We start from the raw sequence: 23113 nt of genomic DNA, 5'->3' as shown, positions 1-23113 counted from the left end.
CGTTTATAGAGATCGAGATGAGCGAAGAAACCCAATATAACCCGCAGGAGGAACCGGAAACGACAGGGCAGGGCAAACCCCGTAACACGCCTTTTCAGGTGCGCCTGCCCCTATACATCGCCTTAGCCCTGATTGCCGGGGTACTGATCGGTGCGAATACCTTTTCCCCTTCCGATAACAACCCGCAGAGCACGGCCAAGGCTTACTTAAAATTCCGCGATATACTCAGCTATATCGACCGCGATTACGTGGACACTGTGGATACAGAGAAACTCACCGATCATGCCATTACCAAAATGCTCGAAAAGCTCGATCCGCATACCTCATACATTCCGGCAGCTGATCTGGCCATGGCCCGCTCATACCTCGAAGGTGATTTTGAAGGTATAGGAGTGGAGTTCAATATTTTTAAAGATACAATTTATGTGATCACTCCTTTGAGTGGGGGACCTTCCGAAGCGGCAGGTATACAGGCCGGGGATAAGATTATCACGGTGGATGGCGAGACGGTGGCCGGAACAGGTATCACCAATGAGGGCGTATTCAAGCGTCTGCGCGGTCCAAAAGGTACTGATGTGAAAATACAGGTGCTCCGCAAGGGCAACAAGAAACCGTTCAACTTCACCATTACCCGCAACAAGATTCCAACCGTGTCAGTGGATGTGAGCTATATGGTGAACAGCAGTACCGGTTATATCAAAGTGAGCCGCTTTGCCTCCAACACCTTCGACGAGTTCAAGGCCGCTTTGACCAGCCTCAAAAAGAAAGGGATGCAACAGCTGATCTTGGACCTGCGCGGCAACCCGGGCGGTTACATGGATCATGCTACCCGCATGGCCGATGAGTTTATCGCGGGCGACAAAATGATCGTGTATACCGACGGCAAAGGCACTCGTTACGACTCCAAGTCATTTGCCCGCACCAAGGGCGACTTTGAAAATGGCCCTGTGATTGTGCTTCTGGACGAAGGTAGCGCCTCAGCCTCTGAGATTGTGGCCGGCGCCCTGCAGGACAACGACCGCGCCCTGATTGTAGGCCGCCGTTCCTTTGGCAAAGGACTGGTGCAAATGCCGATCCCGCTCAATGACGGTTCGGAGTTGCGCCTTACCATTTCGCGCTACTACACGCCAAGCGGTCGCTCTATCCAAAAGCCTTATGTGGCCGGCACCGAGGACTATCAGAAAGACATACTGAACCGCTTTGAGAATGGGGAGTACTTCCATCCGGACAGCAGCCTGTTTGTGGATTCGCTTAAATACAAAACATCCAAGGGCCGTGTGGTGTACGGCGGTGGCGGTATCATGCCTGACGTGTTTGTGGCACGCGATACGACTGAAATGTCAGAGCTGCTAAGCCAGCTGTATAGCAAAAACGTGATTCGGGAATATGCCTTGGCTTACTACAACGACAACCGCAAAGACCTTGAGAAAATGTCGATGGACAAGTTTGTGAAGTCCTTCAATGTGTCTGACAAAATGATGCAGGAGTTGATGCGTATGGCAGCACAGTCAGAAGTAACGTATGACGAGGCACAGTATAAGCGCTCACAGGCCTTGCTGCGTAACAACGTAAAAGCTTTTATCGGCCGAAGCGTATACGGCAATTCAGGCTTCTTCCCGATCCTGCACGACAAGGACGAGGAGTTTCAGGAAGCCATGCGCCAGTTCGGTAAGGCGCAGCGACTTGCCAAGGGTGGCGTTTAACAAATCAGAATAGTATACTTGTATTGAAAAGGCGACCGATAGGTTAGCTTTTTGAAACCATAACCAGAGAAAAGGAATGGCTTACTATCATAAATTGGGCACCTTCCCGCAGAAGCGCCATACGCAGTTCAGGCAAGAGGACGGCAGTCTTTATGCCGAGCAGCTCGTGGGCACGCTGGGCTTTAGTGGCCTGTCATCGTTGCTGTACCATAAGAATCCGCCGACGCGCATCACCCGCATTGAGGAGCCTATACCTTATGCCCCCAAAATCGCCGAGGGTGTGAAGCTGGCCCCGCATCACCTCAAGACACTCGACCAGACCAATACCGGCACCGACTACCTGAACGCCCGCAAGACCATGATGCTCAACAGCGACGTGGCCATCAGCATCTGCAACCCGTCGGAGCGCAAAATGGACTACTACTACAAAAACGGCCAGGCCGACGAGGTAGTGTTTGTACACGAAGGTAGTGGGGTGTTGCTGTCGCAGATGGGCAAGCTGGAGTTCCGTGAGGGCGATTACATCGTGATTCCGCGCACCATTATCCACCAGTTTCACTTCAACGACGGTCCGGTACGCTTGCTGATCACCGAGTCGTTTAGCCCGATCGAAACGCCCCGCCGCTACCGCAATCACTTTGGTCAGCTGTTAGAGCATTCACCGTTTTGTGAGCGCGACATCCGTGCCCCGCACGAACTGATTGAATACACAGAAGGCGGCGAGCATTTGGTGCAGATCAAGAAAGACGGTATGCTGCACCAGTACTATTATGACTTCAGTCCGTTTGACGTAGTAGGTTGGGACGGTTACTTCTACCCGTACGCGCTGTCCATATATGACTTTGAACCCATAACCGGCCGCATCCACCAGCCACCTCCCGTACACCAGACCTTTGAGGCGCACAACTTCGTGATCTGTTCGTTTGTGCCGCGTTTGTTCGACTATCACCCACAGGCTATACCTGCGCCGTACAACCACTCCAACGTAGACTCCGACGAGGTGCTTTACTACGTGGCTGGTGACTTCATGTCACGCAAGGGGGTGGACAGAGCTTCGTTTACGGTGCATCCGGGCGGCATACCACATGGTCCGCACCCAGGTACAGTCGAGGCGAGCATAGGCAAGAAAGAAACGCACGAATATGCTGTTATGATCGACACCTTTAAGCCGCTATACCTGACCGAGGAGGCAGCAGGCCTGATGGACAAGAACTACCCGATGAGCTGGCTCGAGAACGGCCCGGACACGACTCGTGCCGCCGACATGTTCGACTAAGCTTATACTCTCAGTCATTTTTATTAATTTTGCACTCTGTGCAGGCATTTAGGAAGAGCAGCCCGCAAGGCTGTTCTCCTTTTTTAGGCCTGTAGGGTATTAAATTGATTAACAGAGAGTACTTTAAATTTTACCTTTTTATGAAGAAAATATTGTTAGCAGTACTTGTACTGTTCACTGTTATAGGAACATCCTGCGACAAGGTGGATGATTTGCTTACCTTCTACATCAACCAGGAAGAAACAATTCGTATCGAGTCTAACTTTCCTATAGGCGTGATTACACCGCTGTCGCCTGTACCTGTTAAGACGAATTCGTCGGAGACGTTTAAGAATAACAAGACCCGCGCCGAACTGGTAAAGGATGTGAGCCTAAACAAGCTGACGCTTACCATTGCCGAGCCCGAAAGCGAAAACTTTGACTTTCTGCGCAGTATCGAAATATACCTGAGCAATGACAAGGGCAATGAGACCAGAATAGCTTATCTGGATGAAGTGCCAAAAGGAGTAAAAGCGATTGAGTTGAAATCGACCAACGCCAAACTCGACGAGTATATTAAAGGAGAAACGTATACAGTAAGAACAAGAGCCGCTGTGGCTAAGCCGATCACTCGTGATATTGCGATCAAGGCAGCCATGCGTTTTAAAGTAACAGCAGACCCCATTTAATCATGCATACCTTATCCATGAGAATTTCGGAAAGCAACAAACTCGAGAAGATCATCATTGTCGGCGACCGTGTGCTGATCAAGCCGAAAAGCTCGCGGGAGCAAACCAAGAGCGGGCTATACCTGCCGCCCGGCGTGCAGGAGAAAGAAAAGGTGCAGGAGGGCTACGTGATGAAAGTAGGCCCCGGATATCCGATGCCGACCGACTATGGCTTTGATGAAGAAGTGCTAGGAGACGAGGAGCAGGAGCAGGTGCGCTACCTGCCGCTTCAGATAAAAGAAGGCGACCTGGCCATCTACCTGCAACGCGATGCCATTGAGATCAACTACATAGGCGAAAAATACTTCATTGTGCCGCAATCGGCTGTGCTTATGCTGGTACGCGAAGAGGATTTATAGGCTTTACCTTAGCTTTTGCTAAAGCGCCATACCTGAAAGTCAGGTATGGCGCTTTGATTTTGTAGCCCTTGGTAGACAAAAACAGTCAGTCTACCCTCTGATAGCCGATGTTGGCAGGTTTATTTTCAGACAAAAGCAACTGTTGTGGACTTGGGGGTATCTATTCTATACCTTTGTATTGATACTCACCTTGATCGCTATTTTATTTTATGATTGATTGTCTACCATTGTCTCTGTTTGTGCGAAGATCTGTGTTGTTACTGATCTTGCTGTTGCAACAGCAAGTATGGGCCCAGGAGAAAAAGGTTGTCATTTCTGCTAGCGCCAAGCAGTTGCAGGCGCTTCGTATTACAGAACCTATCAAAATTGACGGTACGCTCGACGAGGCGGTATGGCAACAGGCTGAAATCGCGACAGACTTTATACAAAACCGGCCTAACCCCGGTCCAAAAGAGGTGCATCCCACACAAGTGCGCGTTCTATACGACGACGGGTTTATTTATGTGGGAGCCATCATGCATGACGTATCGCCTGACAGTATTTTCAAGCAGCTGGGCAAGCGCGACGATCTGGGCAACACTGACTTCTTCGGCGTGTTTTTCGATACGTATAACGACCAGATCAATGGGTTCGGCTTTTTTGTGACGCCGGCAGGTGTGCAGCTTGACGCCCGGTATTCGTCCAACGGCGAAGACTTCACCTGGAATGCCGTATGGGAGAGTAGTGCCAGATTAGAGGGGAATTCCTGGATTGCCGAGATGCGTATACCTTACTCTGCGCTGCGTTTCAGTAGCAAACCCGAGCAACTCTGGGGACTCAACTTCATGCGCAACCGCCAGTCCACCCGGCAGGGTTTTTTCTGGAACCATGTTGATCCGGCTAATAATGGTTTTGTAAACCAATGGGGCAAGCTGACAGGCATCAAAAATGTGGAAGCGCCACTGCGACTTTCGCTCACGCCTTACGTGTCAGGCTACGCCGAGAAATATCCGGTGCGCAACGGCGATGGGAGCGTGGACTACGAAAACAACGTGAACTTCAGTGGGGGCATGGACGTGAAGTACGGTATCAGCGACGCTTTCACACTCGACATGACATTGATACCTGATTTCAGCCAGGTGCAGTCCGATAACCAGGTGCTCAATCTATCACCATTTGAGGTGCAGTTCAACGAGTACCGGCCTTTCTTTATGGAGGGAACGGAGCTATTCAATAAAGGTGATTTCCTATACTCACGCCGGATTGGCGGCAGACCTATCAACTACCTGAGTGCGGATAGGGAGGAGCAGCAAGGTAACACCATCATTGAGAATCCGCGCGAAACCAAAATGCTCAACGGCACCAAGATCTCGGGACGCACGCAGTCTGGCCTGGGCATTGGTTTGTTTAATGCAGTAGTGGGCAGGCAGTATGCGACGCTGGAAGATAGTGAAGGCAATCGCTTCCAGAAAGAAACGCAACCGCTTACGAACTACAACATCCTGGTACTGGACCAGTCGCTGAAGAATAACTCCTTTGTAACACTCGTGAACACCAACGTAATGCGGGAGGGCAGCACCTACGATGCCAACTTAACCGGCATGCTCTTCCGGATCGCCAACAAAGGCAATAAGTATGCGATAAATGGCCGGGCGGCTCTGAGTCAGAAATACTACACCGGCGACACGCAGCTAGGCCATATGTACAGCATCGGGGCAGGCAAAGTGAGCGGTAACTTCCAGTATAGCTATACCCACTCCATGAAGTCCGACACCTACGACCCGAATGATATGGGCATTAACTTCATCCGCAACACCGTGGACGAAGACCTGAACCTAAGGTATAATATCTACCAGCCATTCTGGAAGTTGCTCAACATGAATACCCAGCTCGGAGCCCAGTACAGTCGCAGGTATAAGCCCGACGATTTCCAGAACTTCGTGATCTATGGCAGGGTGAGCGGCACTTTCCGCAACTTCCTGAGCATGGGTACTTTCTTCAACCTGGAGCCAGTCGAGACCTACGACTTTTTTGAACCGCGGGTAGAAGGGCGCTACTATGCTTTCCCAGTCAACCACAGCATCGGTACCTGGATATCGTCGGACTACCGCAAAAAGCTGGCGCTGGATGTGGAGCTCAGCTATCGCACCTTCGATGAGCACGATCGCCAAAACTTTAGCTACTCTATAGCGCCGCGTTACCGTGTCAATGACAAGTTGATGTTCATCTACAGGTATAGCCGTAACATCAGGCACGACGACATGGGCTACGCTAATGACTTTAAGAAGGACGAGGTGCGAGGGATTTCAGAAAGCGTGATATTCGGTCTGCGTGATGTGAACACGGTGTCAAATGAGCTCACCAGTTCTTATATCTTCAACAACCGGATGTCCCTATCGCTAAGGGCGCGGCATTATTGGTCTAAGGCGGAGTATAACCGCTTCTTTAAGCTTGGTGACAAAGGAGAACTGCTGACCGATCCATACCCCCACGGTGGCTATTTCGAAAACAAGGAGCTCCCTAACCATAACATCAACTTCAACACTTTCAATGTGGATATGATCTACTCGTGGTGGTTTGCGCCCGGCAGCGAAATCAGCATCATGTGGAAGAACGCGATACTGGAGAGTCAGGGTGACATTGTCCCTCGCTATCACGAGAACTTTACCCGCACTATCACAGGTCCTCAAACCAACAGCCTATCGGTGCGCGTACTCTACTTTATCGACTACCAGGTACTAAAGAGGCAATTCTCGAAATCCTAAGTTTGTAATATACCTAAACAGGAGGGCCTGAAGCTATAGCAGCTTCGGGCCCTCCTGTTTGATAATGGATAGAATGATGACGGTACATTAGAGATGTTAGGCCACTTGTCGCCTGCCGGCATAAAATAAGCGGCCAGAGTACGCTGGAAAACGCACACTTGCGGGACGCGAGCAAATCATATCTTAAACTCTTCATCCACAAAAGGAAGCTGCTAAGTTCCAGAATCTCTCTTCAGCCATACCTGCGCCTTAATTGATCGGCTTGGTCAGGTCGAAGTCTGCCTGAAAACGGAGCTGATTGTCGCGCTTCAGGATGTAGCTGAAGGTGCGGCCATCCGGGCTGAGTACCAGGTTCCATTCATTGGTAGAGGCGGCAGGTATAAGCTGGGCGGTGAAGGCGTCGGCCGGGAAGCGCATCGTGCTGGCATTGTCTGTATCCATGGCAATGCCACCGTACATGGTTACTTCGTCTGGTGTGCCGTCTTCGTGGCGATGGTCATGCTTCAGTTGCAGTCCTTCTTCCATTTGGCTGATCACCCATGTTCTGGATTTGTCTTCGCCCACATGGAAAGGGATACGGATAACCTGGTCAGTGCATTCGTTGACGTGCATGGTCAGCTCTTTGCCAGCAAATGGGTCTTTCCCGTCGGCTGGGAATACGGCCATGCCTCTGAAGCTCTTGCCGCAGAACTTGCTTAGCTCGTCAAAGAATGCCTGCTGTGTAGCCGTTACGGGTGACTGGGAAGTGGTAGCTTCCTGTTGTGTAGTCGTTTCAGTATTAGCAGTACTGGTGCTGCTGGCCTGTGGCTGCTGGGCGCACGAGGCGAACATAAACGCCATACCTATAGCGAGTAGTGATTTCTTCATAGTGTCTGTTTTGATTATTTGTTCTGCTGAAGATAGACAATACTACCCGGTTCGCAAAACAGGTATAGCTTAGGGCAATGGGTGCAAGTGAAGGAAAGCTGCCTCTATTATTGAGTTCCAATATGGAGGCAGCTACTATGTATTGAGAATCAATCCGTGATTATAAATCTACGTTTTTTGAGATGCCTTTCACCTCCCAGGCTTACAAAGTAAAGCCCATTTGGCAGGTTGCCGGTTTCAATTGAAGTGCGTCCGGTAAACATTTGCGCATAAACAAGCCGACCTGTAATGTCAGATACAAATGCTTCTTGCGCGATAATGTCGCTAGTTTTCAAGGTAATGGCAGAGCCTCTCTTTGCGAAGGTCGGGTATACCTCTAACAGCCCTGACTCCTCCGTATCTAATTCAGGAGCATTGGCTTTTAAATGCAGCTCATCAGTTTTTGTAGTGGTTAGAGACTTAAGGTTATTGCCTGCGTCAGGCTTTATACTTTCGTAAGTTGATGTGGCATTGCCTACTTTGACTTCATCGACGTACCACACTCGCTTTATGGAGTTAGTGGTCGAGTTGTTATTCCAGCTGCTTTTGTAGATACCCATTTTCCATCTCCCGATTGGGCCATCAAACATAGTCGGGCCCTGATAATCCATCTTGAGTTCACCATTTATCCAAACCTGCATAATACCCTCGGTCAGGTGCTGCTTTAAGTGGATCACAAAATGAACCCATTGGTCATATATAATGGACCCCATGATATAGTAATGTGTTTTACTTCCATCAGGAGAGCGTCTGAGCACTTCAAAACGGCCGTTCTCAGTTCTGAATGTCATCATTGGCCTGCCAAAGGTGCTTCCCTGATGCCACTGGTTGAAAGCCTCGTCATCGGTGTCGATCAAATTGTCTTCCGATGGGAAATAGCCTACAAACGAGTGCCATGTCTCCTGCTTTGCCAATTCTTCAGAGAAAAGCACCTCCGCCCGGGTACCATTAGAGGCGGGAGGGTCGCCCGCCCTCAATTCCCAGCGCCCAACCTTCAGGTCTTGATAAGTCGGATTACCTACCACATTGAAACCATACGCAGTACTGGTTTGGATATTCATACCCGTGAATCCACTGCCACTTTCAAACCCTTCATAATATAGCACCTTGGGCTGTTCAAGGGCGGGCTGTTCGATTACGAAGCTCTGCCCACCGGTGTAGCCATCGCTAATGGCATTGCCGGCAACATCCGTAATGCCTGTGCCGCTCGACTTTAGATCCAGACGTATGGTGCCTTCGCCAGAAACAGAACTGACAGTCAGGTCATAAATACTGCCAGCAGTGCCCGAAACTACAACTGATGAACCCGATTCACTTACAGTGCCTGAAGTAGTAGCTATGAAATCTGCTGCATCCACACCCGTAACCTTTTCGGAGAAGGTTATCCTGAAGGTTAATGCCGAAGCACTAGTGCTCTCAGTAGTTGGGTTATGGCGATCGATGCTTATTACTGTAGGAGGGGTCAGGTCTGCTGGAGGTGGAGGAATTGGGTTAGCTACAAGTTCCAGATCAAAAGCCATATCAGGCGTGTTAGCCTGTGCCTGATGAACTTCCACTGCTACCACGTTAGTGCCCTTCGAAAAGGCTGATGCGTTGATAGTGAATGATTGAGGAGTAGTTCCATTATCAGTAGCTTCCTTGGCCAATGTACTAAAGGACACATTGCCTGTAGGCATATTGCTCCGGTGTACTTCCTTGCCATTTACATAAACTATCGCTCCATCATCTCTCTTCACATTGACAGTAAAAGAGGTATAAATGGCTGGATCTGTTATAGAGATGCTTTTCCTGAAATAGGTAGTGATATACTTCTTGCTGGCATTTGCCCCGAAGCTTATCACTGTTGTGGCATCACTTATACCATAGCCAAATTTGCCGTTACCTGCCTTCCATTTAGTGTCCTTGAAATTTGCAGCACGCCAAGTAGTACCTTGGTTAGAGCCATTGTCGAGGTATCGCCAGGAGGAGCCAAATGGAACCAGGCTTGTCTGGGCAAATACACTGAAGGAGAACAGCAAGAAGTAGAGAATAGAAATAGTTTTGAGCATGGTCCCTGAATTAAAGCTTGAGTATAGATCTGTGATGACAGATCGGAAGCAATGCGGGGTCAAGGTGTGCTATCGCATAGGAAGCGATTCTTTCTTCTTAATTATTGGGGTAGTAAGAGGCTCTAGAAAGAAGAAAGTCTGTAATATCAAGCTGAATAGTTAGAAAACAGTTCTATTGATTCGGTATGCTGTTTATAAATAATACGACAAATCCCTGTTATAATCTGTGTTATAACAGGGATTGTGTCTTTTAATTAGTGAATAGTAAGTAATGTTATTCAAACTCAGTGGTATAGAAGGTGAACCGTTTGTGGCATCTACTCTTAAAAAAGTATATATGAAAAGCATTTTTAAATTGTGACAGACTAGCTGATTTAGAAAGGACATGCATGCTTTAACTGGATAGTTGAGCAGTACAGGGAGCATGTAATTGGCTACCACCATTTCGGGTGTTGCCTCTAAAAGTGATAAAGGTATATGTTGGTTTAAACCTAAGGATTTGACACAAAAAAGCCCCGACTTGATAGTCAGGGCTCCTCTGATTGCTTATTACTTATTACCGCTGCAGTACCAGTTTCTGTGTAAAGGTCTGATCGCCGAACTTCACACGAAGCAGGTACATGCCTGAGTTCTTCGCCGAAAGATTGATATCGGCTTCATAGAAACCGTTGAAGCCTGTTACTTTTCGGGTGTAGATCAGGTTGCCTAGCATATCTGTTACGTTTAGGAACAAGTCTTCTTTTTGTTCGGTCTCAAACTGTACCTTAAACACGCCAGTACTTGGGTTAGGAGAGGCTACCAGCTCGCTTTTCAAGGTGCGTCCGTTAGCCTGGTAAGCGAAGGTATAGAGCTGCGATCGTGTAGAAACGCATCCTTTCCACTGTGCCTGCACACTGTAGTCGCCACTTTCCGTTGGGGTGAAGGTCTGTTCAGTGGCGCCAGGTATAGGCTGGCTATTCAGGAACCACTGATTGCCATCCGTAGCGCTTGATTGTAGGCTCAGGCCCTGGCGGGTGATCACAGGAGTTGGCAAAGGAGTGCCAGTTTCAACCGGTACCGCTACCCTTGGGCTGATGCAGCCTAATGCCCGCACTTTCAGGTCGTAGAAATAATAGTAATAGCTAAGTGCACCCGGATTAGCGGTAGTGCCAGTAATGGTGAACACATTGCTCACACCGAACGGATAGCCTGTTACGCCCGCATTGTTGCGGTAGATGGTGGCCCCGTTGGCATGGTCATAGCTGATCGCAATGTTGTAAGTGTCTGCTTCAGGTAGTTCCAGACCCAGGTAGTATACCTCTCCCTTATCGTTCGGATCATCTTCCTGTACTCCTGGAGCAGGAGTAGTGCGTGTAGCCTCCACTGTGATCGTTCGCGTCGACACCGGAGAGCCGTTGCTGTTATAGGCTGTAAAGGTGATTTTACCTGAGTTGCCAATATACAGACGAGCACTTTCTAACATCATAGGAGCTCGGGCTTCTACGATCACATCCGGCGTAAACTGATTGTAGCCGCCGCCAGTTGCAAACTTCTTGGTGGCTGGACCAACAGTGGCCGAGAAATCATTGAGAGATGCATAGAGGGTACCGTTAAGACCACTCGTAGCGATACTAGTTGAATTACCTGCCGCTATTGGTGTACCGCCGCTTGCCGTATTGTACCAGAACACGGTGCCATCACCTGTGCCAGTCAGGGTATAGCTAGGTTGTTCACCGCAGCGTGTAGCCACAGCTTGTGGGGCAGCTGTATTGCCGCCGACGCCATAGGTTTTGGTCAGCGTATTGTTCTCAGGCACGGCATCACCAGCAGCGCCAGCCGTGGCAATCAATTCATAAGTGGCCCCGGCTTCCGTCTGAAAGTCAGCTGTCAGTAAAACTTCATCCGTAGTGAAAGACTTCAGCGTCCTGGTATAGACCGTTGTCATGGTGGCTACTTTGGAACCACTACGGTAAACCTCCAGCTTGACAGGTATGTCTTTTTGATTGCGTAGGCCGTTATTGCGGAGTGTCACCATAAACTGCTGGGTTGTGCCTGCGCAAAGCGATGCACCGACTGGCGTTACCTGTTGTAGTGCGATGTCTGAAGACGGCCTTGCTACCTGGACGATGTAGTCCTGCGTTTCGCCGCGAGCATACGAACCACAAGAACTTATACCTGCTGGGTTGGACGTCTCGGCCAGTACGACGCGCAATCGGGTGGTATAGCCGGGCTCCACGAAGGAAGGGGCGGAGACGCTGGCATTGAACATCCCGACGCCACTGATAAGGCCCGAAACAGCAGCTTCTTCTCCTGCGTCTTCAAAACTGCCGTTGCCATTCCAGTCCACGTATACCTTGGCTGCCTTGCTGGCATTGGCACCACAAGTGCCTAGCTCAAACGATACCACTTTGGTCTGTCCCGGTTCAAAGGTCAGCAGCATCTCGTTTTGCAGCCGGTAAGTGGCGCAACCCTCAAAAGGTGTAGTAATGCCGTCAAATGTTATTTTGCTGATGCGTGAACCTGCTTCCGAAGTAGGGGCACTTGCACAGTAGGCAGTGCCTCCTATGCCGCTCACTAAAACAGAGAACTCCTGAGGACCCTTCTGAAGTGTGCGCTTATGGGCAACGGTTATGGTATAGGTCTCGCCAGGTATAGCGTTAGGTATGAGCACCTGCTCAACATTGTCCACCACGTTGTCGCCACGGGTTGCGGGAAGTTCAGGCGCATTGGGATTCAGTACCCAGGGCATCACCGTATTTCCGCGGTGCGTTATGCGTAGGTCCAGATCATTGATGAGGCGAGGGCTACGGTTATTCAGGGAGCTGAACATGGCGTGCGCAGCACCTTCCGGGTCGGTCCAGGAAATGGTAGCTACCAGTGGGCCTGCCCCGGATGCCACTACCTCAAAGGTATATGCTTTGCCTTGCTCCAGCTTTCGCTCCTGTATCAGGTGAGTGTCTTTAGTATTGCTGACCATAGTAGCGGCACGACTAGCGTTCAAAAGTCCCCAACCATGCATGTAGTCAGGACCAGGGGCATTGCCAGCCTCGTCTGCCGTATGGATGGCCAAACCCTTCAGTGTGGCGGCACGCATAAACTGTCCGTTGTGCAGATTAGCGTAGTGCTCCTGCAAGAGCAGCAGGGAGCCTGAAATATTAGGGGCGGCCATAGAGGTGCCGCTCAGTGCTTTGTAAGATTTATCGCTGACACTGGTCGTAGACAGTATTCTTTCTCCGCTGCCTACCAGGTCGGGCTTAATGCGACCGTCATCAGTAGGGCCAAAGCTGCTGAAATTAGTAACCTTAACATCGGACGGCTGGTTGTAGCCACCCGGTATGTTGCTCACAGCACCCACTGTCAGTATGTTTTTGGCAGTACCGTAAGTAGCTATGGCATCATAGCTGTCATTGCTGCTGATGTTGGCGGGGCGTTGTGCCACCAGCGTGAAGTTGCCGTTGGTGTTGCGCTGCATATAAGGCTTACCTACAGCGGGGCCTGGTTCCTGACGGTTGTTTCCGCCCGACTTCACGATCAGAAAATAAGGAGCGTTGAAAGCGATGCGGTCCCAGCTAACAGAAGTTTCGTCGTAGTAACCGAATTTGTAATCCTCTGTCTCGCTTACTTGCGGTGAGCCCCACCACTCCCAGTAGGGATCCTCGTCAGTGCCTTTGCGCTCACTATTGTAACGCCAGCCGGCTATAGTGCCATACGAGTGGTTAGACACCAGCATGTTGGCCTGTGCGGCTTCAGCCATCTCGGAGGCATTGTTATTAAAGTCGTATGCATAGAGCTTCTTGACGCCGTGGGCCATTCCTTTGGCCATACCACTCTGGCCACTGGCTATAAGCGTGCCTGCCACGTGAGTGGCATGGTCATTCAGCTTTGAGGCATTGTCTTTCTGAATTACGCGACCGCGCAGCTCTACATGTGATTCGCGTACCTGACCGCCATCCCAAACGCCCATTTTGTCGGTCACGCTGTTGCTTGCGCCGCTTAGATTGAGGCCTAGTTTACCGCCTGTCCAAAGTTGATCCGTGCGGGTTGTGATAGCGGCGGCGCTGTTGTAGGTGATATAGTAGACCGGCATGCCGAGCTCGTCAAGCCTCTGTAGCGATATGTGAGTACCGTCCTGATAGGTCTTCTCAATCTCCCAGCCATTCTGTCTGGCAAGCGCAATAGCCTCGGCACGTTTCGTCCGATAGTTTTTATCTTCAGCTGCCGCAATACGGCCCAGCTCCTTCACATTTGCTCGCACAGGCGGAGTACCACTCTGTTGCGCTAAGCTAACAGTAGTTGTCGCGAGTGCCGCAGCCATTAGCCAAAGGCTCAATCCTCTCATAAAGTAGTAGTAGGTAGAAGTTTAGAACCACCAATATAACTAAAAGTGCGTGAACGACAAAGTGGTTCACACTGAATGCATTATTTAGCTAAACATTAATAAAACAGGTAATTACACCCTGTGTTAATCATGCAGCGGTCGAAAATAAAGCGCCCTGCACTTTAGTACAGGGCGCTTTAGCTAATGAAGTATCTGATTAGCTTACTTTTGGAGGTACTTCGCAAAGTCCTTGGTAAAGTAAGACAGGATAATATCAGCACCTGCCCGCTTGATGCTCAGCAAACTTTCGAGCATAGCTTTTTCACCATCAATCCAGCCTTTAAGTCCGGCGGCTTTCACCATGGCGTACTCCCCACTCACGTTATAGGCGGCGATAGGTAGGTGGGAGTTGTCACGCAGCAGCTTGATGATGTCCAGATAGGCCAAGGCGGGCTTTACCATCAGGTAGTCGGCTCCCTCCTCGGTGTCGAGTGCGGCTTCGATCAGGGCTTCGCGGCTGTTGGCCGGGTTCATCTGGTAGGTTTTTTTGTCGCCCATTTTCGGGGCGGAGTCCAGGGCGTCGCGGAATGGACCGTAGAAGGCGCTCGCATATTTGGCGGTATAGCTCATGATGCCCACTTTGTGGAAGCCGTTCTCGTCGAGCACCCGGCGGATATGCCCTACGCGGCCGTCCATCATGTCGGAAGGGCCTACAATATCGGCGCCGGCCTGCGCTTGTGTCAGCGCCATTTTACCGAGAACCTCCAGTGTCTCGTCGTTCACGATCTCACCATCTATCACAATGCCGTCGTGCCCGTCGGAGCTGTAAGGGTCCATGGCGACATCGGTCATCAGCACCACATCCGGAAAGTTCTTCTTGATCTCGCGGATGGCTCTCGGGAACAGGCCGTCCGGATTTTGACTTTCCTTCGCATACTTATCCTTCAGGTTTTCAGGGATGCTCGGGAAAGGGGCGAAAGCTTTGATGCCCAGGTCTACACAGGAGGCCACCTCATCGAGCAAAGTGTCAACGGAGTAGCGGTTAATACCCGGCATGGAGGCTACTTCTATTTTCTGGTTCTGCCCTTCGATGATGAAAAGCGGGAAGATGAAGTCGTTCAGCTCCAGGGCAGTTTCCTGCACCATGCTGCGGATGACTTCGTTATAGCGGTTTCGTCTTGGTCTTTTCGTGATCATAGTATAGCGCTTGCTCTAAAATGCTTCGACATAAGTATACGGCAAAGGTACGGCTTATGCGGAGCAAAGCGAAGCTATACCTTAGAAATTGGCAGGTGCTATACCTGTGCTGCAACTACTCCGTCTGCGCCTCAGTAACTGCAGATGAAGTGTTATTCACGGTTTCTGCACGCTGCTTATGCGCTACGTAGGCACCAATGCCGAGTCCGATCAGGAAACCGACAAAAGCAAATGTGATGATCCACTTTCGTAAGTGAAGTGGGAGGGCAAATGCGGTAGTTTTCATTTCAAAGTAATTCCGGTTACAGGGCTATACTTGTTGAAATACGAAGTGAGTGGAATTTGTAAAATCAATTGGATAGTTGGAAAGCTGCTGCCCCAACGATTTTTCCAAAGTTGTAAAGCATGTATAGAAAAGCTGCAAAAAGAGCAAAGAGGAAAAGTATCATATACCTGTTTTATAGAAGGTGTAGATATTTTTTCATAATGAATTTTTAATGGTTTAGCTTTATAAGTATACAATGACTCCCGCCATAATTCCCAGCACTGATCATGCCATGTGCTTTGGAAGACAGGTATAGGGCCCCAGCTTTTATCATGGATTAGTGGGTTAAATTATAAATTAACTCTCCAATACTTGTTCCTACCTGTTCTCCTGCGATAAACACTATAACTAGCGCAACCAGGATGGAAGCTATTCTAACCGGTTTTTTCATAAGTCTAATCTATTAGTTTTCGTTGTCGATACCAGCTTCATCAAACCCCTCCAAAATCTTCTTCGCCTCCTCTTCATCATGACCAGAGATCACAAGCCGCACCGGATTCATACCACCCGAAGCCACCTGAAAGGGCGCGATGCTGCCCATGTGCTCATTCTGCATAAACACATAAATGCCATGATTCTCGAGCATGTTCTTGATAACCGCTGCCCGGTGGAAGTCGCCGGAGAAGATAACGATGGGTTTTGATTGTCCTGGTTGCGTCATATTTTTAAAGCTGTTGCTATTCTAAAGCTAGCGAATTTAAGGCAGACTAACATGCCGGGAGTGGATAAAAAAAGGCGGAGCCGCTATAGCTCCGCCCTTCTACTTTGGTTCAGGTATACCTGACTTAGAAATTCATGATCACCCGCTCAATGATATCACAGCACTCGTGCAGTTGATCTTCGGTCATTACCAAAGGCGGAGCGAAACGAATGATGTCGCCGTGGGTTGGCTTGGCAAGCAGGCCGTTTTCCTTCAACTCCACGCACACATCCCAGGCGGTGCGGCCGTCAGCTGAAGGCTCGATCACGATGGCGTTGAGCAGGCCACGACCTCTTACCAGCGTTACCACTTCCGGACGCTTGGCTTTCAGCTTATCCATGCGGTCACGGAACACTTCACCCAGCTTGTAGGCGTTCTCTATTAAGTTTTCTTCTTTGATCACCTCCAAAGCGGCAATGGCCACCGCAGCCGCCAATGGGTTGCCGCCGAAAGTAGACCCGTGCTCACCCGGCTGGATGCATAGCATGATGTCGTCGTTGGCCAGTACGCAAGATACCGGCATTACACCACCCGAAAGGGCCTTGCCCAGAATCAGGATGTCGGCTTTTACATCGTCGTAATAGCTGGCGAGCAGCTTGCCGGTACGTGCTATACCTGTCTGGATCTCGTCAGCCATCAGCAGCACATTGTACTCTTTGCAGAGTGCATGCGCCTTGGCCATATACCCGTCTTGCGGTACGACTACACCTGCTTCGCCCTGAATTGGCTCCACCAGGAAACCGCACACGTTCGGGTTTTCTTTCAGTGCTGTTTCCAGTGCCTCCAGGTCGTTGTAAGGAATCACTTTGAAGCCTGGCATGTACGGACCGAAGCCTTTGGTGGAATCCGGGTCAGTAGAGAAGGAGATGATGCCTGTCGTGCGACCGTGGAAGTTGCGCTCCACCACAATGATCTCGGCATTATGCGGGGCAATACCTTTCTTCAGGTAAGCCCATTTGCGGGCCAATTTGATGGCAGTCTCCACGGCCTCGGCACCGGAGTTCATGTAAAGCGATTTGTCGTATCCGAACAGCTCGCAGATATACTTCTCGGCTAAACCTAGCTTGTCGTTGTAGAAGGCACGGGAAGTCAGCGTGAGTTGTTGGGCCTGCTCGATCAGGGCATTGATGATGCGCGGATGGCAGTGGCCCTGGTTGACGGCGCTGTAGGCCGACAGGAAGTCATAATAGCGTTTGCCCTCCACGTCCCACAGGTATACGCCTTCGCCTTTGTTCAATACCACAGGCAGCGGGTGGTAGTTGTGGGCGCCGTATTTTTCTTCGGTTTCGATAGCCTGCTGGCTGGAGGTGATGGATAGCGTGCTCATAGTTTATGTGTTAAAAAAGCTGTTTCCGGTCTATTGGGCAGCGCTACGCCATACGCTGTAGTGCCGCACCTATATTTACGGGATTCTGTATATAGGTTGTAAATATAGCAAAAACAGCCTGACTTATACCTTTAGCTGGAAAAGGAGCTTATGTCCTCTGGCGGCACTGTCTGAAAATGGAGTGAAACTCCTCGGGATCGTACTCAGCATAGATATCTGTCATGATGCCAAGCAGATTGCTGTCTGTCCTGAAACCGTATACCTCTTCCTGCCCGCTTTGTGAGGTGGGCGATGGCACGATATGGCGCTCGAGCAAGGTGAGCTGGTTGGGGGAGAGCTCGCAACTCTGCTCAGAGCAGTAAACCCGCTTATGCTGAATGCTGAATGTGTTGACAAAGCCCCTAGCGCGCATGGCACTCACGGCTTCGGTTAAATTTTGGAAACGGGGCATAGGCTTGCAGGGTAAGGGTTACACATGGAGACACGGCCATCTTAGTTAGAACGAAATGCCCTGCCGCTATAAGGTATAATGGAGCGGCTATTTGGTAAACGTACCTGAAATGCCGATATTTGTCGCTTTATAAGGAGTATAGCGTGAGCGATCTGAAAGAAGGCGAGGACTTTTATTTTGAGCGAGGACTGATGGTGCTGACGGCCAAGTACCTGCTCAAACGAGGCTATTGCTGCAAGAATGCCTGCCGGAACTGCCCTTACGGCTTCACCAAAAAGAAGAAAGAAACGGGCCTGAAAGGCGAAGACAAGGTATAAGAAGTGCTGTTAAAAAGCCTTTGTGGTTGTCTTGCAGCGTGTTTTGTTAAAAATATCTGCTATGCTTTTGAATTTCTGTATCTTTTTGCAGATATTTGCACCCCTATTGAAATAATTTAGAAGAAAATACAAGATGGCACGAGTTTGCGATTTAACCGGAAAGAGAGTACAAGTAGGAAATAACGTTTCTCACGCTAACAATAAGACAAAGCGTAAGTTCTATCCGAACCTTCAGAAGAAGCGTTTCTACATCCCTGAAGAAGATGCTTGGGTAACCCTTAAAGTTTCTACTTCAGCATTGAGAACAATCAACAAAAACGGTATTTCTGCCGTTCTGAAGAAAGCAGTAGAGCAAGGCTTCATTATGTACTAATGGCAGCCTTCCGGCTGTGTGTACTGTTATGCTTGCTGTCTTTTACGGCAGTAGCGCAACCGCATGCAGGCTCGGGAAAGCCATCTGATACTTTAGATAAAGAGTTTCACCGGCAACGGAGAGAGGTGTTGCGGCAACAGCTGCCCCCTCGCTCCGTTGCCGTTCTTTTTGCCAGTCCCGTGCGCAACCGCGCCAACGACGTGGACTACTACTACCATCCTGACCCGGACTTCTACTACCTGACCGGGTACAAGGAGCCGAACGCCGTGCTGTTGCTTTTCCAAAGTCCGCAGAACGTAAATGGTAAGCAGGTGCAGGAAGTCCTGTTTGTGCAGCCCAGCGATGAAACGCATGAACTGTGGAATGGCAAAAGGCAAGGCGTAGAAGGAGCGGCAAATGAGTTAGGTATAGCGACACTGGCAAATACCGATTTCGCTTCCTTCAAGCTTGATACCTCCAACCTGCAACAGATCCTGATCAAAAGCCTGCCACACGATGTGCGCGACGACGCAGCGGATGAAGCTGATCTGTATAGTCTGCTCAGCCAGTTCAAGACGAAGGTAAAATACCCGACCAATTTCAGTGCGACACGCAGCATGCTGTATGGCATTGTGCGGGAACATGGACTGGCGCAGTCCGAAGGAGTAGTAGCCTACATTCAGGAAGCCATGCAGCAAGAGCCAAATCTGAAAGCAGATCAGGCATTGCAAGGCTATCTGCAGGCGAAAGACATGCGTGCTCGCACCAAAGCTGTGGCGGCTATACCTAAACAGAAACTCGACGCTTTTACACTCGATCAGGCGCTGGATGCCATGCGCGAAGTGAAAACCGAAGCTGAACTCAACTTGCTTCGCAAAGCGGCAAGTATGTCGGCTATCGGGCAGATTGAGGTAATGAAGGCCATGAAGCCGGGCATGTCCGAAATGGAGGTGCAGGGTATACACGAGTTCGTGTTCAAGAAATACGGTGCGCAGCATGTCGGCTATCCAAGTATAGTAGGAGCTGGCAACAATGGTTGTGTGCTGCATTATACTTCTAGTGCCAAGCCTGCTATACCTGGCAGCGAACTGGTGCTAATGGATGTAGGCGCTGAGTACCTGGGCTATACCGCCGACGTAACACGCACTATACCTGCCAACGGCAAATTCACAAAAGAGCAGCGTGACATTTACGAACTGGTGCTCAAAGCGCAGGAGGCGGGATTTCAGCAGTGCAAGGTAGGTAACGCTTTCAACGCACCGCACCAGGCTGCTGAAGCCGTGATAGCAGACGGGCTGGTGAAGCTGGGCATTATCAAGAAACAGGAAGACGTGCAGCGCTATTTTCCGCACGGCACTTCGCACTACCTGGGCCTCGACGTGCATGACCGCGGCAGCTTCGGCCCTTTCCAGGCCAACACGGTAATCACGGTAGAGCCGGGCATTTACATACCCGAAGGAAGCCCATGTGACAAGAAGTGGTGGGGCATCGGCGTACGCATCGAAGATGATATCCTGATCACGGACAAAGGCTGGGAAAACCTGTCGAAGCAGGCGCCCCGCACAGTAGAGGAAATTGAGAAAACAATGGCCCAACCGAGTGCATTGGACGGTTTCAAGCTTCCAGTGCTCGATTAGAGGCATTTTAAACGGAGTATAAAAGCGACAGAGAGCGCAGTTAAAAAGCTTCTGCAGAAAAATTTATACTTTGTTTGTAATTAGAGATTTAAGCTTGTATATTTGCAGTCCTAAATAAAAATTTACTGTTGAGATGGCTAAAAAAGCAAAAGGTAATAGAATCCAGGTAATTATGGAGTGCACAGAGCATAAAGCGACTGGCATGCCTGGAACTTCAAGGTACATCACTACCAAAAACAGAAAGAATACGGCTGAGCGTTTAGAGCTTAAGAAGTATAACCCTGTGTTGAAAAAAGTAACTGTACATAAAGAAATTAAATAACCATGGCTAAGAAGGTAGTTGCAACCCTAAAAACCGCTACAGGTAAAGATTGGGCAAAAGTGATCAAAGCCGTTAAGTCTCCAAAAACTGGTGCTTACAGCTTTAAAGAAGAGATGGTGCCTGTTGACAAAGTACAGGACTTCCTGAAGAAGTAATCAAGCCTACTCTACTTATACATAGATAGAATACATGAAGAAGTCCCTTTACCGGGACTTTTTTAGTATATTACCGTATCACACCGAGATAGTCTCACCCTACAAAACACGCAAATGGGAATTTTTGACTTTTTCAGCAAAGAAGAGAAGAAAGAATCGCTCGACAAAGGTCTAGAGAAAACCAAAACCAGCTTTTTCGGACAACTGAGCAAAGCAGTCGTTGGTAAATCCACGGTAGACGTGGAGGTGCTCGACGAACTGGAGGAAATCCTGGTGCATGCGGACGTAGGAGTAGAGACGACGGTGAAGATCATCGACCGCATTGAGAAGCGTGTGGCTCGCGACAAATACGTGAGCACAAGCGAGCTCGATAGAATCCTGCGTGAAGAGATTGCCGCCTTGCTCGAGGAGAACCGTGCCGGTGACGGCGCCAACTTCGAACTGCCAGCAGGTATAAAGCCTTACGTGATCATGGTCGTAGGTGTGAATGGTGTGGGTAAGACCACCACCATTGGCAAACTGGCCTCGCAATTCCACAAAGCTGGCAAGAAAGTCGTGCTGGGTGCCGCCGATACCTTCCGTGCCGCTGCCGTTGATCAGCTGATCATCTGGGGTGAGCGTGTAGGCGTGCCGGTTATTTCACATGGCATGAATACAGATCCAGCCTCTGTGGCCTATGATGCCGTAAAGAAAGGGGTGGACATTGGCGCTGACGTCGTAATCATCGACACGGCGGGCCGACTGCACAACAAAGTGGGCCTGATGAATGAGCTGTCGAAGATCAAGCGTGTGATGCAGAAGATCACAGCAGACACTCCACATGAGGTGTTGCTGGTGCTCGACGGCAGTACAGGCCAGAACGCTCTGCTTCAGGCGCGTGAGTTCACCAAAGCCACCGACGTAACCGCACTGGCTATCACCAAATTGGACGGTACGGCCAAAGGCGGTGTGGTGATCGGTATATCGGATGAGTTTAAGATTCCGGTGAAGTACATCGGGGTAGGCGAGAAGATAGAGGACCTGCAGTTGTTCGATAAGAACCAGTTCGTAGAGTCGTTCTTCTCCCGCAAATAGATTTTTGCTGTTGGCTGTATGGGAAAGTTGCTGTTGATAGGGCTGTCGCTTTTGCTGACCGTTTGTAACGGTACCCAAGGTACGTCAGGGCAGGAGAGCGAAGCCCGGGAACCGCAGCAGGAACTGAAAATGCAAACAGGCCAGCAGATGCAGATCAAGCAAGGTATACAGGGGCAGATATTCTGGGAGGCAGGCAATCAAATGCCTTCCCCGGATGCCCCGACCAGCAGCGGTCGCCGCGGCGTGGAGCGTACCGTGTACATTTACGAGCTGACCAACAGTTCACAAACCACATCCAAAGACGGTGTTTTCCACACCGCCATACAAACCAAACTTATAACCCAGGTAAAAACAGACGCCAGCGGCAATTTTGCGGTTCGTCTGGAGCCTGGCAGGTATAGCCTCTTCACAAAAGAGGAAGACGGCCTGTATGCCAACCTTCTTGACGGCGACATGAACATCTTTCCGGTAGAGGTACAAGAAGGCGAGGTAACTACCGTGGAGTTTCTGGTTAACTACAACGCATTTTATTAAACAAATGTGGCCTAAGCTTAGTTGTTCCTCCTTTACGGAACAAAGCTCCTGATGCATTTTACTTTTTTACCCAATAAAGTAGGCGGCCTTGCATGCTTGCTGACAGGCACTGTTAAGATCTTCGTTTCATATGGACGTTTGTAATGCATAAAAGCGAAGACAACATGATGGAGATGGTATACGAAGCTGTACCGAACATCTTAAGCGTGAAGTGGTCGGATGAGCTGAGTGTGGAATCGGTTCAGTTTTTTGAGACCATCGCTAAGCTATTTGACACCATACATGAGAAGCATGTAGCCAACCTGATCGTGGCGTCTGGTAAGCCCTCAGGCGGCGTGCTGACCGAAGAGATCATCAACTATTTTATCCTCAACATTCCCGGCACTTCGCTCCAGAATATAGCTATTCTGGAGTCTTCCGACTATCTCTGGGACTCAAACCTCTACCAGGTAATCAAATTGCTGATAACCAGTTACAACCTGCCGATCGAAATTGAGATAATGAAAAGCGAGTCCGCTGCCAGGAAATGGTTTTATCAGGCACTAACGCCCGAAAAGTAAGTGTCTACTACGATAGAAGTTCTATCCCGCCACGTGCTATAAGCCAATAGTATGAAAGAACAGCCCGCTTTGCAGCAGGCTGTTCTTTTATTACCTAAACATGTTGTACTTTTGCAGTTCAT

21 protein-coding genes are annotated in these 23113 nt (G+C 49.8%); 13 read left to right on the top strand and 8 right to left on the bottom strand.

Annotation, left to right across the window (positions count from 1 at the left end):
* The first annotated feature begins 17 nt into the window (after nt 1-17).
* The 5 genes from AC5FX6_RS17875 (at nt 18) to AC5FX6_RS17855 (ending at nt 6789) form a co-directional block, all read left to right on the top strand.
* Nucleotides 18-1703, top strand: coding sequence for a S41 family peptidase (locus AC5FX6_RS17875; protein ID WP_493598318.1), 1686 nt, complete (start codon nt 18-20; stop codon nt 1701-1703).
* A 76-nt stretch (nt 1704-1779) separates the two neighbouring features.
* Nucleotides 1780-2979 (top strand): homogentisate 1,2-dioxygenase, encoded by a 1200-nt coding sequence (locus tag AC5FX6_RS17870; RefSeq protein WP_493598317.1) that lies wholly within the window; start codon nt 1780-1782, stop codon nt 2977-2979.
* A 140-nt stretch (nt 2980-3119) separates the two neighbouring features.
* Nucleotides 3120-3647 carry a hypothetical protein gene (locus AC5FX6_RS17865; protein ID WP_493598316.1) on the top strand — a complete coding sequence of 176 codons (528 nt, stop codon included), beginning with the start codon at nt 3120-3122 and terminating at the stop codon, nt 3645-3647.
* Between the two features lie 17 nt (nt 3648-3664).
* A complete protein-coding gene (locus tag AC5FX6_RS17860) occupies nt 3665-4045 on the top strand; it encodes a co-chaperone GroES (RefSeq protein ID WP_493598315.1) in 381 nt (126 codons plus the stop codon).
* Nucleotides 4046-4296: 251 nt separating this feature from the next.
* Nucleotides 4297-6789, top strand: a complete 2493-nt coding sequence (locus AC5FX6_RS17855; RefSeq protein WP_493598314.1) for a DUF5916 domain-containing protein — start codon at nt 4297-4299, stop codon at nt 6787-6789.
* Between the two features lie 249 nt (nt 6790-7038).
* Here AC5FX6_RS17855 and AC5FX6_RS17850 read toward each other — a convergent pair whose 3' ends face one another.
* From AC5FX6_RS17850 to AC5FX6_RS17815, 8 genes are all read right to left on the bottom strand, one after another.
* Nucleotides 7039-7656 carry a hypothetical protein gene (locus AC5FX6_RS17850; RefSeq protein ID WP_493598313.1) on the bottom strand — a complete coding sequence of 206 codons (618 nt, stop codon included), beginning with the start codon at nt 7654-7656 and terminating at the stop codon, nt 7039-7041.
* Between the two features lie 149 nt (nt 7657-7805).
* Entirely contained in the window at nt 7806-9743 is a 1938-nt protein-coding gene (locus AC5FX6_RS17845) for a heparin lyase I family protein (protein ID WP_493598312.1), read from the bottom strand.
* A 556-nt stretch (nt 9744-10299) separates the two neighbouring features.
* Nucleotides 10300-14037, bottom strand: a complete 3738-nt coding sequence (locus AC5FX6_RS17840) for a S8 family serine peptidase (RefSeq protein WP_493598311.1) — start codon at nt 14035-14037, stop codon at nt 10300-10302.
* Nucleotides 14038-14262: 225 nt separating this feature from the next.
* The gene (hemB, locus tag AC5FX6_RS17835) at nt 14263-15237 is read right to left on the bottom strand and encodes a porphobilinogen synthase (RefSeq protein WP_493598310.1); all 975 of its coding nucleotides are present in this window, start codon (nt 15235-15237) and stop codon (nt 14263-14265) included.
* Nucleotides 15238-15352: 115 nt separating this feature from the next.
* A complete protein-coding gene (locus tag AC5FX6_RS17830; protein WP_493598309.1) occupies nt 15353-15523 on the bottom strand; it encodes a hypothetical protein in 171 nt (56 codons plus the stop codon).
* 442 nt (nt 15524-15965) lie between these two features.
* Nucleotides 15966-16223 (bottom strand): putative signal transducing protein, encoded by a 258-nt coding sequence (locus AC5FX6_RS17825; protein ID WP_493598308.1) that lies wholly within the window; start codon nt 16221-16223, stop codon nt 15966-15968.
* 124 nt (nt 16224-16347) lie between these two features.
* Nucleotides 16348-17589 (bottom strand): ornithine--oxo-acid transaminase, encoded by a 1242-nt coding sequence (rocD, locus tag AC5FX6_RS17820; RefSeq protein WP_493598307.1) that lies wholly within the window; start codon nt 17587-17589, stop codon nt 16348-16350.
* 148 nt (nt 17590-17737) lie between these two features.
* Complete coding sequence (locus AC5FX6_RS17815; protein ID WP_493598306.1) at nt 17738-18040, bottom strand: hypothetical protein; 303 nt, start codon at nt 18038-18040, stop codon at nt 17738-17740.
* A 143-nt stretch (nt 18041-18183) separates the two neighbouring features.
* Here AC5FX6_RS17815 and AC5FX6_RS17810 point away from each other — a divergent pair, with 143 nt between their 5' ends.
* From AC5FX6_RS17810 to AC5FX6_RS17775, 8 genes are all read left to right on the top strand, one after another.
* On the top strand, nt 18184-18357 hold the full coding sequence (locus AC5FX6_RS17810) for a C1orf53 family protein (RefSeq protein ID WP_234986289.1): 174 nt from the start codon (nt 18184-18186) through the stop codon (nt 18355-18357).
* A 133-nt stretch (nt 18358-18490) separates the two neighbouring features.
* On the top strand, nt 18491-18730 hold the full coding sequence (gene rpmB / locus AC5FX6_RS17805; RefSeq protein ID WP_007652245.1) for a 50S ribosomal protein L28: 240 nt from the start codon (nt 18491-18493) through the stop codon (nt 18728-18730).
* A gap of 32 nt (nt 18731-18762) precedes the next feature.
* Complete coding sequence (locus AC5FX6_RS17800; protein WP_493598305.1) at nt 18763-20346, top strand: aminopeptidase P family protein; 1584 nt, start codon at nt 18763-18765, stop codon at nt 20344-20346.
* A gap of 133 nt (nt 20347-20479) precedes the next feature.
* On the top strand, nt 20480-20668 hold the full coding sequence (gene rpmG / locus AC5FX6_RS17795) for a 50S ribosomal protein L33 (protein WP_007652246.1): 189 nt from the start codon (nt 20480-20482) through the stop codon (nt 20666-20668).
* A gap of 2 nt (nt 20669-20670) precedes the next feature.
* A complete protein-coding gene (locus tag AC5FX6_RS17790; RefSeq protein ID WP_101444291.1) occupies nt 20671-20823 on the top strand; it encodes a DUF4295 domain-containing protein in 153 nt (50 codons plus the stop codon).
* Between the two features lie 114 nt (nt 20824-20937).
* Nucleotides 20938-21897, top strand: coding sequence for a signal recognition particle-docking protein FtsY (gene ftsY / locus AC5FX6_RS17785; RefSeq protein WP_493598304.1), 960 nt, complete (start codon nt 20938-20940; stop codon nt 21895-21897).
* 18 nt (nt 21898-21915) lie between these two features.
* Nucleotides 21916-22431 (top strand): carboxypeptidase regulatory-like domain-containing protein, encoded by a 516-nt coding sequence (locus tag AC5FX6_RS17780; RefSeq protein WP_493598303.1) that lies wholly within the window; start codon nt 21916-21918, stop codon nt 22429-22431.
* A 143-nt stretch (nt 22432-22574) separates the two neighbouring features.
* The gene (locus tag AC5FX6_RS17775) at nt 22575-22991 is read left to right on the top strand and encodes a hypothetical protein (protein WP_493598302.1); all 417 of its coding nucleotides are present in this window, start codon (nt 22575-22577) and stop codon (nt 22989-22991) included.
* Nucleotides 22992-23113: the final 122 nt, after the last annotated feature.

Source organism: Pontibacter sp. LHS2, assembly GCF_058932845.1.
Note: the sequence above shows the minus strand (reverse complement) of the source record. Positions and strands in the feature narration are given on the sequence as shown.

Bases quoted from the DNA above. Each gene is read 5' to 3' on its own strand.
- rpmB (WP_007652245.1), top strand. From the start codon at position 18,491: ATGGCACGAGTTTGCGATTTAACCGGAAAGAGAGTACAAGTAGGAAAT.
- AC5FX6_RS17790 (WP_101444291.1), top strand. From the start codon at position 20,671: ATGGCTAAGAAGGTAGTTGCAACCCTAAAAACCGCTACAGGTAAAGAT.
- AC5FX6_RS17780 (WP_493598303.1), top strand. From the start codon at position 21,916: ATGGGAAAGTTGCTGTTGATAGGGCTGTCGCTTTTGCTGACCGTTTGT.
- ftsY (WP_493598304.1), top strand. From the start codon at position 20,938: ATGGGAATTTTTGACTTTTTCAGCAAAGAAGAGAAGAAAGAATCGCTC.
- hemB (WP_493598310.1), bottom strand. From the start codon at position 15,237: ATGATCACGAAAAGACCAAGACGAAACCGCTATAACGAAGTCATCCGC.
- AC5FX6_RS17845 (WP_493598312.1), bottom strand. From the start codon at position 9,743: ATGCTCAAAACTATTTCTATTCTCTACTTCTTGCTGTTCTCCTTCAGT.
- AC5FX6_RS17870 (WP_493598317.1), top strand. From the start codon at position 1,780: ATGGCTTACTATCATAAATTGGGCACCTTCCCGCAGAAGCGCCATACG.
- AC5FX6_RS17815 (WP_493598306.1), bottom strand. From the start codon at position 18,040: ATGCCCCGTTTCCAAAATTTAACCGAAGCCGTGAGTGCCATGCGCGCT.
- AC5FX6_RS17775 (WP_493598302.1), top strand. From the start codon at position 22,575: ATGCATAAAAGCGAAGACAACATGATGGAGATGGTATACGAAGCTGTA.
- AC5FX6_RS17830 (WP_493598309.1), bottom strand. From the start codon at position 15,523: ATGAAAACTACCGCATTTGCCCTCCCACTTCACTTACGAAAGTGGATC.
- AC5FX6_RS17875 (WP_493598318.1), top strand. From the start codon at position 18: ATGAGCGAAGAAACCCAATATAACCCGCAGGAGGAACCGGAAACGACA.
- AC5FX6_RS17860 (WP_493598315.1), top strand. From the start codon at position 3,665: ATGAGAATTTCGGAAAGCAACAAACTCGAGAAGATCATCATTGTCGGC.
- rpmG (WP_007652246.1), top strand. From the start codon at position 20,480: ATGGCTAAAAAAGCAAAAGGTAATAGAATCCAGGTAATTATGGAGTGC.
- rocD (WP_493598307.1), bottom strand. From the start codon at position 17,589: ATGAGCACGCTATCCATCACCTCCAGCCAGCAGGCTATCGAAACCGAA.
- AC5FX6_RS17865 (WP_493598316.1), top strand. From the start codon at position 3,120: ATGAAGAAAATATTGTTAGCAGTACTTGTACTGTTCACTGTTATAGGA.
- AC5FX6_RS17850 (WP_493598313.1), bottom strand. From the start codon at position 7,656: ATGAAGAAATCACTACTCGCTATAGGTATGGCGTTTATGTTCGCCTCG.
- AC5FX6_RS17840 (WP_493598311.1), bottom strand. From the start codon at position 14,037: ATGGCTGCGGCACTCGCGACAACTACTGTTAGCTTAGCGCAACAGAGT.
- AC5FX6_RS17825 (WP_493598308.1), bottom strand. From the start codon at position 16,223: ATGACGCAACCAGGACAATCAAAACCCATCGTTATCTTCTCCGGCGAC.